Source organism: Paraburkholderia sp. (assembly GCF_035948235.1).
Lineage (GTDB): Bacteria > Pseudomonadota > Gammaproteobacteria > Burkholderiales > Burkholderiaceae > Paraburkholderia.
Map to the genome: position 1 here is coordinate 1 of NZ_DASZJJ010000294.1, position 13,023 is coordinate 13,023.

Consider the following 13,023-nt stretch of genomic DNA (forward strand, 5'->3'; position numbering starts at 1 on the left):
GAAGACGCGCTGATGTGCGTGATGCTGGGTTCGCCCAAGCCCATCACGCCGACGTATCCGCCGGATTCGCCGCTCGCGAAGATCAAGCGCGACATGCAGAAGGATGCGCAGAAGTAAGCATCACCCGGTAGAAAACCCAACGAAGCCAGCCAGAAACTCAAGTCATGAACGAAGCGATCGACCTTCACGCCTCATCAGCCGCCACGCTCGACACGCGGCTCGCGCGCTTCGCGCAGCGCGACGTGCGAGCGGGCGAGGCGTGCGTGAGCTATCGCGAGGCAGTCAACGATGTAACGATCGGCAATGAGGCGCTGCCGCTCGTGCTGCTGCATGGCATTGGCTCCGGCGCGGCTTCGTGGGTGCAGCAATTCGAAGTGCTGGGCGGCACGCGCCGCGTGCTGGCCTGGGATGCGCCCGGTTATGGCGCGTCCACGCCGGTCGCAAGCGCCTCGCCCATTGCCGTCGACTATGCGCGCGTACTGGCCGACTGGCTCGACGCGCTGGGTATCGCGCGCTGTGTGCTGGTCGGGCATTCGCTCGGCGCGATCATCGCGGGTGCTTTCGCCGCCGCGCATCCGCAACGCGTGAGCGGTCTGCTGCTGATTTCGCCTGCGGGCGGCTATGGCGCCGCCGATCCGCAAATTCGTGCCGACAAGCGCGACGCGCGACTGGCCATGCTCGCCGAACTCGGTCCGCAAGGTCTCGCGGAAAAGCGCAGCGCGAATATGTTGTCGCCGCATGCGAGCGACGCGGCGCGTGCGTGGGTGCGCTGGAACATGGCGCGCGTGATCCCGCACGGCTACGCGCAGGCCACGCATCTGCTCGCGAATGCGGACCTTGCCGCCGATCTCGCGCAATGCGTGGACCGCGTGCCGATGGCCGTCGCCGTGGGCGCGCAAGACTCCATCACGCCGCCCGCCGCCTGCGAGCTTCTGGCCCACAGCGCAAAAGCGCCGTTCGACGTGATCGAGCGTGCAGGTCACGCGGGCTATATCGAGCAGCCCGCCGCCTATAACACGCTGCTCGACAATTTTTGCCGTACCCACCAGCCATCTCAGGAACCTATCCAGCCATGACAGCCGACCTCGCCAGCGCGTCCCCCGACGCCGACGAAGACCGCAGCGACACGAGTTACCGTGTGCCCGGTCTGGAACGGGGCCTGCGCATTCTGACCGAATTTTCGCCTCGCGAGCCGGTGCTGGACGCGCCCGAACTGTCGCGTCGTCTGGGCATTCCGCGCACCACGGTTTTCCGTCTGCTGCAGACGCTCGAGTCGCTGGGCTTTCTGGAGCGCGCCGACCGCGACCGCAATTACCGCCTGGGCGTGGCCGTGCTGCGTCTCGGCTTTGAATATCTCAGCTCGCTGGAACTGACCGATCTGGGCCTGCCGCTCATCGAGTCGTTGCGCGACGCTACAGGCCTGACTTCGCACATCGTGATCCGCGATGGCCGCGACATCGTGTTCGTCGCCAAGGCGCAGAGCCACGCGCCCATCTTCAGTTCCGTGAAGGTGAACGTGGGCACGCGCCTGCCCGCGCACGCCACCACGCACGGCCAGGTCCTGATGGGCGACCTCACGCTTGACGATCTGCGCACGCTTTATCCGGAGCCGCACCTGGAACGCTTCACGCCTTCCACGCCGGATACCGTCGAAGAGCTTTATATGCGTATTCGCGAAGACGCCGATCGCGGCTACGCGGTGAGCGAATCGTCGTTCGAGCGCGGCATTTCCGTGGTGTCGGCGCCGGTGAGAAACGACACGGGCCGTATCGCAGCTGTTGTGACCACAACGATTCCGCGCCCCGGCATCGAGACAGCCCTGCTCGACGGCGGGCTGATCGAGAAGGTTCGCCATGCTGCGGACGAGCTTTCGAAGCGCCTGAATTATCGGCCCGGAACGCATCCCGTGCGTGGTGCAACCAGCGCCGCTGGCAAGAATACGTCGTACATGAAGGCATTGGGGATCAAATGATTCAACTCGATATGACCGGCCAGGTGGCGGTGGTGACGGGCGGTTCGTCCGGCATCGGCCTCGCAACCGCCGAACTCTTTCTGCAGGCAGGCGCATCGGTCGCGATCTGCGGCCGCGATAGCGACCGTCTCGCGCGTGCCGAACGCGAACTGCGCGAGCGTCATCCGCAGGCTCAATTGCTGGCCGCGCGTTGCGACGTGCTGGATGCCAATGATGTGGGCGCTTTCGCGAATGCCGTGGAGCAACGCTTCGGCCGCGCCGACATGCTGGTGAACAACGCAGGCCAGGGCCGCGTTTCCACCTTCGCGGATACCACCGACGAAGCCTGGCGCGAAGAGCTTGACCTCAAGTATTTCAGCATCATCCGCCCAACGCGCGCGTTTTTGCCGATGCTGCGTAGTACTGCAAACGAATGGCGCAACGCCTCGATCGTCTGTGTGAATTCGCTGCTGGCGCTGCAGCCCGAGCCGCATATGGTGGCGACTTCGTCCGCGCGCGCGGGTGTGCTGAGCCTCATCAAATCGCTTGCGGTGGAACTCGCGCCCGAGCATATCCGCGTGAACTCGATCCTGATCGGCATCGTGGAGTCGGGCCAATGGCGCCGCCGCTACGAGAACGATGCTGCAGCCCAGGCCGCCGGTCAAAGCTGGCAGCAATGGACCGGCGATCTCGCACGCAAGAAGCACATTCCGCTAGGCCGCTTCGGCCTTCCCGAAGAAGCGGCCCAGGCGCTGTTTTATCTGGCCACGTCCCTGTCGTCCTATACGACGGGCAGTCATATCGATGTATCTGGAGGCGTCGCACGTCATGTCTAAGCAAACCACCGTTGGCGAACTGATCGCCGCGTTCCTCGAACAATGTGGAGTCCAAACCGCCTTCGGCGTGATTTCGATCCATAACATGCCGATCCTCGACGCCATCGGCGTGCGCGGCAAGATCCGCTATGTGGGCGCGCGCGGCGAAGCGGGCGCGGTCAACATGGCCGATGGTCTGGCGCGCGTGTCGGGCGGCCTGGGCGTGGCGTTCACGAGCACGGGCACGGCGGCGGGCAACGCTGCGGGCGCGATGGTCGAAGCGCTCACCGCCGGCACGGCGCTGCTGCACATCACCGGCCAGATCGAAACCGAATACCTCGATCAGGACCTCGCGTACATTCACGAAGCTCCCGATCAATTGACGATGCTCTCGTCGATCTCGAAGGCGGCGTTCCGCGTGCGCTCGGTCGAAACGGCGCTGCCGACCATCCGTGAAGCCGTGCGCGTGGCGCAGACCGCACCGAGCGGCCCGGTGAGCGTGGAAATCCCCATCGACATCCAGGCAGCCCTCACGGACTGGCCCGCCGATCTGGGCGCGCCGCATCTGACGACGCTCACGCACGACGAAGCGCGCGTCGAACAACTCGCGAACGAACTGGCTAAGGCGAAGCGCCCGCTGCTGTGGCTGGGTGGCGGCACGCGTCATGCTCGCGCGGCTGTCGAGCGTCTGGTGGCGCTGGGCTTTGGCGTGGTGACGAGCGTGCAGGGCCGTGGCGTGCTGCCGGAAGATCATCCGGCAACGCTGGGCGCATTCAACGTGAGCCCGTCGGTGGAGCGCTTCTACAAGAGCTGTGACGCGATGCTGGTGGTGGGCTCGCGCCTGCGCGGCAACGAAACGCTCAAGTACAAGCTTGGCCTGCCGCAACCGCTTTATCGCGTGGACGCCGACGCGCTGGCCGACAACCGCGGCTACCGCAACGCGCTGTTCGTGCATGGCGATGCCGCTCGCGTGCTCGACGCGCTTGCAACGCGCCTTGAAAACAAGATCAAGGTCGATCCGGCATTCGCCGCCGATCTGGCCGCTGCCCGCGACATCGCGGTGGAAGAAAGCGCCAAGGGCCTCGGCCCTTATCGCCGCCTCGTGGAAGCGCTGCAGCGCGCCGTGGGCCGCGATTACAACTGGGTGCGCGACGTCACGATCTCCAACAGCACCTGGGGCAACCGTCTTCTGAAGATCTTCACGCCGCGTGCGGGCGTGCACGCGCTGGGCGGCGGCATCGGCCAGGGCATGCAGATGGGCATCGGCGCGGCGCTGGCGAACTCCGCGGCCAAGACCGTGTGTCTGGTGGGCGACGGCGGCCTGATGGTCAACGTTGGCGAACTCGCGACGGCCGTGCAGGAAAAGGCCAACGTCATGATCGTGCTGATGAACGACCAGTGCTACGGCGTGATCCGCAACATTCAGGACGCGCAGTACGGTGGCCGCCGCATGTTCGTCGATCTGCACCAGCCGGAGTTCTCGCAGTTCTGCGCGAGCCTGGGTCTGAAGCACTATCGCCTCTCGTCGCTCGACAACGCCGACGCGCTGATCGCCGAAGGCATGGCGTTCGACGGCCCGGTGCTGCTCGAAGTGGACATGAAGGCCGTCGGCAGCTTCGAAGCCGTGTTCGCCGGGCCGCCGGTGCGCAAGGAGGAACCCGAACATGCTTAACCGTCATGCGGGACATGCGGTCCACGCAGCGCACGCGCCCATCGACATCGCGATGATCGGCTTTGGCGCGATTGGCCAGACGGTGTATCGCGCGGTCGCGGCGGACCCGCTCGTGCACGTCTCGCATGTGATCGTGCCCGAGCATCACGCCGACGACGTGCGCAGGCAGGTCGATGGCTCGGTGGAAGTGGTGTCGTCCGTGAGCCTGCTGTCGACGAAGCCGCAATTCGCGCTGGAATGCGCGGGCCACGCGGCACTCATCGATCACGTCGTGCCGCTGCTGCAAAGCGGCACAGATTGCGCGGTGGCTTCGATCGGCGCGCTTTCCGACGTCGATCTGCTCGAACGTCTGTCGCTCGCAGCCGATGAAGGCGACGCGACGCTCACGCTGCTCTCGGGCGCGATCGGCGGTATCGACGCGCTTTCCGCAGCGAAGCTCGGCGGCCTGGATGAAGTGCTGTACACGGGCCGCAAGCCGCCGCTGGGCTGGCTCGATACGCCGGCGGAAAAGGTCTGCGATTTGCGCACGCTTACGAAAGAGCAGGTGATTTTCGAAGGCAGCGCGCGCGAGGCGGCACGACTCTTTCCGAAGAACGCCAACGTGGCGGCGACGATCGCGCTGGCGGGTCTGGGTCTCGATCACACCACGGTGCGCCTGATCGCCGATCCGGCTGTCGAGCGCAACGTGCATCGCATCGTGGCGCGCGGCGTGTTCGGCGAAATGTCGCTGGAAATGTGCGGCAAACCGCTGCCCGATAACCCGAAGACTTCGGCGCTCACCGCGTATAGCGCGATTCGCGCGCTGCGCAACCGGGCGGCGCGCTGCGTGATCTGACGCTCGTTTAATGCCTTAAAACAAGCGTTTTTTTGTCGTGATGAAATGCGATGCGTGTGCCTAAGCACCGCATCGCTGGCACCAGGAACAGAGACATATGACTCCCTTCGATACGAGCCTCGTCCCGAACGGCGATATTTTGATCGGCGGCGAATGGCGCCAGGGCCGCGCCGCGCCTTTCGCGAGCCTTTATCCGGCTGACCAGTCGCTCAACATGGAGGTCTCGACGGCCAGCGCCGAAGACGCCGCCGAAGCGGTGGAAAAAGCGCACGCCGCCTGGAAACACGGCGAATGGGCCGGGATGAAGCCGCATCTGCGCGCACTCGTGCTCTATCGCATCGCCGACCTCATCATGCAGCGTCACGAAGCGCTCGCGCAATTGCAGCGCCGCGACAACGGCAAGCCGATCAAGGAAACGCGCGTGCTGGTGGCCAGCGCCGCCAATACGTTCCGCTATTTCGCGGCCTGCCTCGAAACGCTCGACGAAGAAGTCACGCCCTCGCGCGGCGACTACCTGACGATGAGCGTGTACGAGCCGATTGGTGTGATCGCGGCGATTACGCCGTGGAACTCGCCGATCGCATCGGATGCGCAAAAGCTGGCGCCCGCACTCGCTGCTGGCAATGCGGTGTTGCTCAAGCCCGCCGAAGTCACGCCGCTGATTTCGCTCGCGCTCGCACGCATCTGCGAAGAAGCCGGCGTGCCCAAGGGCATCGTGAGCGTGCTGCCCGGCAAGGGCTCGGTGATCGGCGACGTGCTGGTGCGCCATCCGCTCGTGAGAAAGGTGTCGTTTACGGGCGGCACGGAAGTGGGCCGCGGCATCGCGCGCATCGCGGCAGACAAGCTCATGCCGGTGTCGCTCGAACTGGGCGGCAAGTCGCCGACTATCGTGTTCGAAGACGCGGATCTCGATCACGCCGTCAATGGCGTGCTGTACGGCATTTTCAGCTCGTCGGGCGAGGCGTGCATCGCGGGTTCGCGTCTCTTCGTGCAGCGCTCGATTTACGACGCATTCATGAAGCGTCTGGTGGAGGGCGCGCGCAAGCTGCGCGTGGGCGACCCCACTAGCGAAAATACGCAGATGGGTCCGCTTATCACCGCGAAGCATCGCGAATCGGTCGAGCGTTATGTGGCTATCGGTCTTGAGGAAGGCGGCCGTCTGCTGTGCGGCGGCGAGCGTCCCGTGGGCGACAACCGTGAAAACGGCTTCTTCTATCAGCCGACCATTCTGGAAGGCCTGAAAAATAGCGCCCGCATCTGCCAGGAAGAAATCTTCGGGCCGGTACTGGTGGCAATGCCCTTCGACGACGAAGCCGCACTGATCGAAGAAGCGAACGACAGCGTGTTTGGCCTTGCTGCCGGCATCTGGACGCGCGACTACAAGCGCGCATGGCGCGTGGCGCGCAAGCTCGACGCGGGCACCGTCTGGATCAATACGTACAAGCTGTTCTCGATCTCCACGCCGTTTTCGGGCTGGAAGGAAAGCGGCATGGGCCGCGAGAAAGGCCGGCTTGGCATTCGCGAATATATGCAGCAAAAGAGCCTCTACTGGGGCTTGAACGACGCGCCGCTGCCCTGGGCCAACGCCTGAACGCACGCGCACGGAGCAAGAAACATGACGATTCTCGGCATCGAACAGATTACCTACGGCGTGACCGACCTTGAGACCTGCCGCCGCTTTTTCGCGGACTGGGGTTTGAAGGAGACCGCGCACGACGAAACGCGCGCGAGTTTCGAAACGCTCAACGGCTGCACCGTGCTGGCCGTGGACGCGAACGACGCGTCGCTGCCCGCCGCCTTCGAGGAAGGTCCGACGCTGCGCGAAGTGGTGTGGGGCGTGGCCACGCGCGCAGAACTCGACGCGCTGCGCGAACGCCTCAAAGGCCAGCCCGGCTACCACAGCGATGAAAACGGCGTGGGCTGCTACGACCCCGCAGGCATGGCGATTCGCGTGGAAGTCACGCGCAAGCGCGACATCGACGTGCAGGGCTCGCCGTCGAATGTGTGGGGCCAGACGCTGCGCGTGGATACGCCTTCGCCCATCTACGAGCGCGCGGAGCCGGTGGAAGTGGGCCACGTGGTGTTCTTCACGAACTGCCTCGCCGAACAGGAAGCGTTCTATCACGACCTGCTGGGCTTCGAGACTTCGGACCGTTATCCGAATCGCGGCGCGTTCATGCGCTGCGCACCGCACGGCGGTCACCACGACCTGTTCCTGCTCGCGCTGCCCGACGGCAAGAAGGGCCTCAATCACGTCGCCTTCACGGTGCGCGATATTCACGAAGTGTTTGGCGGTGGCCTGCATATCAGCCGTTGCGGCTGGACTACGCAGCTTGGACCGGGACGTCATCCGGTGTCGTCGGCGTATTTCTGGTACTTCAAGAATCCGGCGGGCGGCCTGATCGAGTATTACGCCGACGAAGATATTCTCACGCCCGAATGGCAGCCGCGTGACTTCGAACCGGGCCCGACCGTGTTCGCGGAATGGGCCATCGACGGCGGCCTCGACGGCAATACGCGCCGCCAGAAGAATGCCGAAGCGCCGAAGGGCAAGTTCATGACGGAGCGTAAGCAATGAGCGACGTGAACGATGAAATGGAATCGGGCGTGGATGCGCCGCGTACCGTCGTCGTGATCGGCGGCGGCCAGGCCGCGGGCTGGGTCGTCAAGACGCTGCGCCAGGAAGGCTATGCGGGCCGTCTCGTGATGATCGCCGACGAAACGCATCTGCCTTATGAGCGCCCGCCGCTCTCTAAAGCCGTGCTCGCAGGCGATGCCGATATCGAAACGGTACGTATCGCCAAACCCGATGAATTCGCAGCCCTGAATATCGAGGCGTGGCAACCCGATTGCGCAACGTCGATCGACCGCGCCAATCGCACGGTCACGACGCGCTCGGGCCGCGAGGTCAAGTACGACCGCCTCGTGATCGCCACGGGCGGCGCGGCGCGCAAGCTCCCCGCGAACATCGCAAAGAGCGCGCACGTGACCTATCTGCGCACGCTCGACGAAGCGATGGCGCTGGGCGAGCGCCTGCGCCGCAGCCAGCGCGTGCTGGTGGTGGGCGGCGGCTGGATCGGCCTCGAAGTGGCGGCGACGGCGCGCAAACTCGGTGTCGAGGCAACCGTGATCGAAGGTGCGCCACGTCTGTGCGCGCGTTCGCTGCCGAATGAAGTTTCGCAATTCCTGCTCGACCTGCATCGCGCCAACGGCGTCGATATTCGTTTGAATGCGCAACTGGTTTCGCTCGACGATCACGGCGAAGGCGTGCGCGCGACCTTCGCGGATGGCAGCACGCTGGATGCGGATTTCGCGGTCGCCGGCATCGGCCTCGCGCCACATACCGCAATTGCGGAAGCGGCCGGCATCGACGTGAACGACGGCATTGTCGTCGATGAATTCGGACAGACTTCGGACTCCGATATTTTTGCGTGCGGCGACGTCGCGAACCATCCGAACGCGTGGCTCAAGCGCCGCGTGCGGCTGGAGTCGTGGGCCAACGCGCAGAACCAGGCGATCGCTGCGGCTAAGGCCGTGCTCGGCGTGAAGACGCCGTATGCAGAGATTCCGTGGTTCTGGTCCGATCAGTACGACGTGAACCTGCAGATTCTCGGCGAGATTCCTGCGGGCATGACGCCCGCGCTGCGCGGCAGCCTAGAAGAAAAGCGCGCGACGCTGTTCTTCGTGGAGGACGGGCATCTGCGCGGCGTGATCGCCATCAACTCGGCGCGCGATCTGAAGCTCGCGCGCAAATGGATGAACCAGGGCCGCGCGGTTGATCTCGCGGCGCTTGTCGATACCAGCAAGGCGCTCGCCTAGGCGAACCGATAGCGCACTACCGGACATACGGGACGGGACCACAGGCATGAGAACCCTCGATACACCTTTCGGCCATAGCGGCGCTGCGGCTGCGCTCGACGAGACGCCCGTGCGCGAACCGCTCACGCGCGGCTCGATCATCGCGCGCCTCGAACGGCTGCCGACCAACGCGATGCAGGTGCGCGCGCGCATCCTGATCGGTCTGGCCACTTTCTTCGACGGCTTCGACGTGATCGCCATCGCGGCGACCCTGCCGATCCTGATCCAGAAGTGGCAACTCACACCGTGGGAGATCGGCTTTCTGATCGCGTCTGGCTCGGTCGGCCAGTTGTTCGGCGCGTTTCTGTTTCCGTGGCTCGCGGAACGTCATGGCCGCGTGCGCGCCATTGCGTGGAGTTCGGGCATCATCGGCGTGACCAGCATTGCATGTGGCTTCGCGCCCAGCTTCGCGGTGTTTGCGGCGCTGCGCGTGATCCAGGGCTTCGGGCTGGGCGGCGAATTGCCCGTGGCCGCGACCTATATCAACGAGGTCAGCCGCGCGCATGGACGTGGACGCTTCGTTCTCCTCTATGAAGTTGTATTCCCGATTGGCCTGCTGGCGTCGAATGCGCTGGGCGCGTGGATCGTGCCGCGCTTCGGCTGGCAGGTGATGTACTTCATCGGCGGCATGCCGCTGGTGCTGTTCTTCCTGCTGCGCAAGCTCGTGCCCGAATCGCCGCGCTGGCTGGCCGAACGCGAACGTCTCGCGGACGCTGATGCTGCAGTTCACGCTTTCGAGCGCACCGCGAAGGGCCCGTTGCCGCCGGTGACGAACGCCGCTGAATTCGACGCGATGACGAAACGCCATCCCAAGCGCAGCGTGAAGGATCTGTTCGGCCCGGCGTACCTGAAGCGCACGCTCGCCGTGGCGATGCTGTGGATGACCTGCGGCTTCATCCAGTACGGCCTTTCGACCTGGCTGCCGACGATCTATCGCAGCGTCTATCACGCACCGCTGCAACTTGCGCTGAATCTGGCCGTGGCGGCTTCCGTGCTGGGCGTGGTGGGTTCGCTCACCTGCGCGTTGCTGGTGGACAAGGTGGGCCGTAAGCCCATCATCAACGTGTCCTTCGTGCTGTGCGCAGTGTCGTTGGCTCTCGCGGGCGTGTGCCATGCGATGTCGGTCTACGTGGTGGCGGCATTCTGTGCGCTGGCGCTCGGCCTGTTGGCGAGCGGCTTCATCACTGCTTACGTGTACACGCCGGAGCTGTATCCCACCAGCATCCGCGCGATGGGCTGCGGCGTGGGTGGCGCGTGGCTCAAGGTGGCGGCGATCTTCGCACCGACGATTGTTTCGAAGACGATGATCGGCGGGCACCTGGATGTGGCGTTTTATATCCTCGCCGCTGTGCCGTTCCTCGCGGCCATCGCCGTGCATTTCCTTGGCATCGAAACCAAGGGCAAGGTGCTGGAGCAACTGGAAGCGTGAAGCCACGACGCCGATGGCCCGCTTCCGTGGCCCATGCGTTGGGCCACGGAAATGCGAAGGAGCCGCTTGCTATACTCGTGGCCGACGAAAACCACCACGAATCGGCAAGACAACATGGCTGGCTCCAGCACAAGCGCCCGACGCCCTCCAACTAAGCGTACGCGCGGACGTCCGGCGGGCAGCGCGCTCACCGGCTTTGATTCGCTGCTGCGCGGCGCGCGGCAGATGTTCGCGACGCAGGGCTACGAAGGAACGAGCGTGCGCGAGATCGCACGCCTGGCCGACGTCGATCCCGCGTTGATGTCACATCATTTCGGTTCCAAGGAAGGCCTGTGGACCGCGGTGGTCGAGCAACTCTCGCAGCAGTTGGGTCCGTTGGTCGAAGCCACGAAACAACTTCAGCTTGCGCGCCTGTCGTCGCGCGAGCGTATCAAGCAGGCGCTGATCCTCTTTATCGATTTCCTCTTCGAGGATCGGTATATCGGTATGTTTTTTTCGACGGCGACGACCGAGCAGGGCGAGCGCCTCAATGTGCTCATCGAAGGTCTGATGCGGCCATATCGCGACGCATTTGTCCCGCTGCTGGTGGACGCAATGGAAGCCGGCAAGCTAAAAGTCCACGATCCCGACGTCATGCACTACATGATGGTGAGCGCAATCAGCAGCGCGGTATCGTATAGCCACGTGCTCTCGACGTTCTCCACGTTGCCGGACAACGCCGACGAATTCAGGCAGAGCGTGCTTGAGATTGCGCTGGGAATTTTCCGCTAGTCAACGCGTGCAGCTTGCGCGCATAGCTTTCCACCGGAAAGGGCGCCGTGCACCGCGCGGCGGGCCCGCTCACCGAACGCACGGATTCGCGCGCAAGCGCCGCTGAAGCCACGAGTTGGTCGATGAAGGTTCGCACCTTCGCGGGTAAATACTCCCGGCTCGGATAAACGACGCTGATCGAGACCGGCGGCGTCGCGTAGTCGGGCAGTACCACGTTCAAGCGCCCCTGCGCAATATCCTCCTGCGCAATCGCCTGCGGCACGAAACCCAGCCCCGCGCCGGCACGGATTAACTGCATCAGCGCGTCAATGTTATTGACCAGCATCGCGGGCTTCTGTTCAAAACCGAAACGCCCATCCGGGCCCTCAAGCAGCAATGTCCCGGTTGCGGCATGGCGGCTGGTCATCGCAATATGCGCATGATCGGACAACTGGCGCGGATGCGCGGGCGTACCGCGCCGGTCGAGATAATCGGGCGATGCGCAGGCAATCAACGGTTCATCCCATAGCGTTCGCGCGACCACACTGGTTGACGAGATCGTTGCACTGTCAACGAGTGCGACGTCGTAGCCGTCGTTCACGAGATCGAAAGGCTGATCGACCAGATCCAGCACGATCCGCACCTGCGGATAGCGGCTGTTGTACTGATGCAGATACGACGCCAGATGCCGATACGAAAAAAACGCGGGCGCCACGATGCGCAGGTTGCCGCCAGGCTGGTGCGCCCGGTTGGCGAGCGATCGCTCGCATTCGTCCAGATCGCTCACGAGCTTATGCATGCGATCAAAGTACACCTGCCCCATTTCTGTAAGCGACACACAACGCGTGTTGCGGGAAAACAGCCCGTGCCTAGCTGGGTTTCCAGCCCTTTAACGTGGCGGCTCACCATTGCAATGGAGACAGCCAGCCTCGTGGCCGCAGCCGTGATGCTCCCCGAACGCGCGACTTCCAGAAAGGTGCGTATCGCTTCGAGCTGATCCACCAGATTTCCCCAAGACGAGTGAACGACCGCCGGTGCGACCGCTCCGATACAATATTCAACGAGTGTTGAATATTGGCATTCTGGGTGAACAGTACGCAAATGTCAATATCGGGCAGCGAACACGCGCGATCGCCACCTAAAGGGGCAATTTTTCGACCGTGATCTCCGTTCATTCGGGTTGACAGTTGGTGGAGAGCCACCCTATCATCCGCCAAATTCAACAATCGTTGAATATAGATTCGGCTAGTTGGTTGACGTAGGTGTGAGTGCTTTGATTGTTGAGAACTGCCCGAAAGAATGCGTAGGTCCGACGAATGTCAGGGGCCGCGGAGTCGATGAGATTGATATGGATAACGAAATTAAAAGCAGGCGAAAGAACGCTTTGAAGAACCGTCGAACGGTGGCGATGCGTCCCCTGATGATGGCATGCTCCGTCGCCGGTGCGCTTGCGCTTGTTGGGTGCGACAAGAAGCAGGAAGCGGCAGCGCCCGTTCCCGAAGTGGGCGTGGTGACGCTGGCCGCGCAGCCCGTCACGCTGAAAGCGATGTTGCCAGGTCGCACGAACGCATGGCGCGTGGCCGAAGTCCGCCCGCAGGTGAATGGCGTCATCACGAAACGGTTGTTCGCGGAAGGTGCGGACGTGCATCAGGGGCAGCAGCTCTATCAGATCGACGACGCGCCATATCGCGCGGCCTACGACAAGGCGCAGGC

13 protein-coding genes are annotated in these 13,023 nt (G+C 63.8%); 11 read left to right on the forward strand and 2 right to left on the reverse strand.

Annotation, left to right across the window (positions count from 1 at the left end):
* The first annotated feature begins 164 nt into the window (after window positions 1-164).
* From VG320_RS25975 to VG320_RS26020, 10 genes are all read left to right on the forward strand, one after another.
* Window positions 165-1,076, forward strand: coding sequence for an alpha/beta fold hydrolase (locus VG320_RS25975; RefSeq protein ID WP_327202936.1), 912 nt, complete (start codon window positions 165-167; stop codon window positions 1,074-1,076).
* On the forward strand, window positions 1,073-1,972 hold the full coding sequence (locus tag VG320_RS25980; protein ID WP_327202937.1) for an IclR family transcriptional regulator: 900 nt from the start codon (window positions 1,073-1,075) through the stop codon (window positions 1,970-1,972). Before VG320_RS25975 ends, VG320_RS25980 begins: the two co-directional genes overlap by 4 nt.
* Window positions 1,969-2,787, forward strand: coding sequence for an SDR family oxidoreductase (locus VG320_RS25985; protein WP_327202938.1), 819 nt, complete (start codon window positions 1,969-1,971; stop codon window positions 2,785-2,787). Before VG320_RS25980 ends, VG320_RS25985 begins: the two co-directional genes overlap by 4 nt.
* Window positions 2,780-4,438, forward strand: coding sequence for a thiamine pyrophosphate-binding protein (locus VG320_RS25990; protein ID WP_327202939.1), 1,659 nt, complete (start codon window positions 2,780-2,782; stop codon window positions 4,436-4,438). The genes VG320_RS25985 and VG320_RS25990 overlap by 8 nt, the downstream gene beginning before the upstream one ends.
* Window positions 4,431-5,273 (forward strand): aspartate dehydrogenase, encoded by an 843-nt coding sequence (locus tag VG320_RS25995; protein WP_327202940.1) that lies wholly within the window; start codon window positions 4,431-4,433, stop codon window positions 5,271-5,273. The genes VG320_RS25990 and VG320_RS25995 overlap by 8 nt, the downstream gene beginning before the upstream one ends.
* Window positions 5,274-5,370: 97 nt before the next feature.
* Window positions 5,371-6,864 (forward strand): aldehyde dehydrogenase, encoded by a 1,494-nt coding sequence (locus VG320_RS26000; protein ID WP_327202941.1) that lies wholly within the window; start codon window positions 5,371-5,373, stop codon window positions 6,862-6,864.
* Window positions 6,865-6,888: 24 nt separating this feature from the next.
* Window positions 6,889-7,851: a VOC family protein gene (locus VG320_RS26005; protein ID WP_327202942.1), complete on the forward strand. Its 963-nt coding sequence runs from the start codon at window positions 6,889-6,891 to the stop codon at window positions 7,849-7,851.
* A complete protein-coding gene (locus VG320_RS26010) occupies window positions 7,848-9,092 on the forward strand; it encodes an NAD(P)/FAD-dependent oxidoreductase (protein WP_327202943.1) in 1,245 nt (414 codons plus the stop codon). Before VG320_RS26005 ends, VG320_RS26010 begins: the two co-directional genes overlap by 4 nt.
* A 46-nt stretch (window positions 9,093-9,138) precedes the next feature.
* The gene (locus VG320_RS26015) at window positions 9,139-10,560 is read left to right on the forward strand and encodes an MFS transporter (protein WP_327202944.1); all 1,422 of its coding nucleotides are present in this window, start codon (window positions 9,139-9,141) and stop codon (window positions 10,558-10,560) included.
* A 114-nt stretch (window positions 10,561-10,674) separates the two neighbouring features.
* Window positions 10,675-11,331 (forward strand): TetR/AcrR family transcriptional regulator, encoded by a 657-nt coding sequence (locus VG320_RS26020; protein ID WP_327202945.1) that lies wholly within the window; start codon window positions 10,675-10,677, stop codon window positions 11,329-11,331.
* Here VG320_RS26020 and VG320_RS26025 read toward each other — a convergent pair.
* Together VG320_RS26025 and VG320_RS31230 are read right to left on the reverse strand one after the other, a co-directional pair.
* Window positions 11,288-12,133 carry a substrate binding domain-containing protein gene (locus VG320_RS26025; RefSeq protein ID WP_327202946.1) on the reverse strand — a complete coding sequence of 282 codons (846 nt, stop codon included), beginning with the start codon at window positions 12,131-12,133 and terminating at the stop codon, window positions 11,288-11,290. The two genes, VG320_RS26020 and VG320_RS26025, sit on opposite strands and share 44 nt — an antisense overlap.
* Window positions 12,094-12,312 carry a helix-turn-helix domain-containing protein gene (locus VG320_RS31230; protein ID WP_414696122.1) on the reverse strand — a complete coding sequence of 73 codons (219 nt, stop codon included), beginning with the start codon at window positions 12,310-12,312 and terminating at the stop codon, window positions 12,094-12,096. Before VG320_RS31230 ends, VG320_RS26025 begins: the two co-directional genes overlap by 40 nt.
* A gap of 406 nt (window positions 12,313-12,718) precedes the next feature.
* Here VG320_RS31230 and VG320_RS26030 point away from each other — a divergent pair.
* The coding region (locus tag VG320_RS26030) for a biotin/lipoyl-binding protein (protein WP_327202947.1) at window positions 12,719-13,023 on the forward strand (305 nt) is incomplete at its 3' end.

Coding starts and splice junctions, on each gene's coding strand:
- VG320_RS25975 (WP_327202936.1), top strand. CDS start 165: ATGAACGAAGCGATCGACCTTCACGCCTCATCAGCCGCCACGCTCGAC.
- VG320_RS25980 (WP_327202937.1), top strand. CDS start 1,073: ATGACAGCCGACCTCGCCAGCGCGTCCCCCGACGCCGACGAAGACCGC.
- VG320_RS25985 (WP_327202938.1), top strand. CDS start 1,969: ATGATTCAACTCGATATGACCGGCCAGGTGGCGGTGGTGACGGGCGGT.
- VG320_RS25990 (WP_327202939.1), top strand. CDS start 2,780: ATGTCTAAGCAAACCACCGTTGGCGAACTGATCGCCGCGTTCCTCGAA.
- VG320_RS25995 (WP_327202940.1), top strand. CDS start 4,431: ATGCTTAACCGTCATGCGGGACATGCGGTCCACGCAGCGCACGCGCCC.
- VG320_RS26000 (WP_327202941.1), top strand. CDS start 5,371: ATGACTCCCTTCGATACGAGCCTCGTCCCGAACGGCGATATTTTGATC.
- VG320_RS26005 (WP_327202942.1), top strand. CDS start 6,889: ATGACGATTCTCGGCATCGAACAGATTACCTACGGCGTGACCGACCTT.
- VG320_RS26010 (WP_327202943.1), top strand. CDS start 7,848: ATGAGCGACGTGAACGATGAAATGGAATCGGGCGTGGATGCGCCGCGT.
- VG320_RS26015 (WP_327202944.1), top strand. CDS start 9,139: ATGAGAACCCTCGATACACCTTTCGGCCATAGCGGCGCTGCGGCTGCG.
- VG320_RS26020 (WP_327202945.1), top strand. CDS start 10,675: ATGGCTGGCTCCAGCACAAGCGCCCGACGCCCTCCAACTAAGCGTACG.
- VG320_RS26025 (WP_327202946.1), bottom strand. CDS start 12,133: ATGGGGCAGGTGTACTTTGATCGCATGCATAAGCTCGTGAGCGATCTG.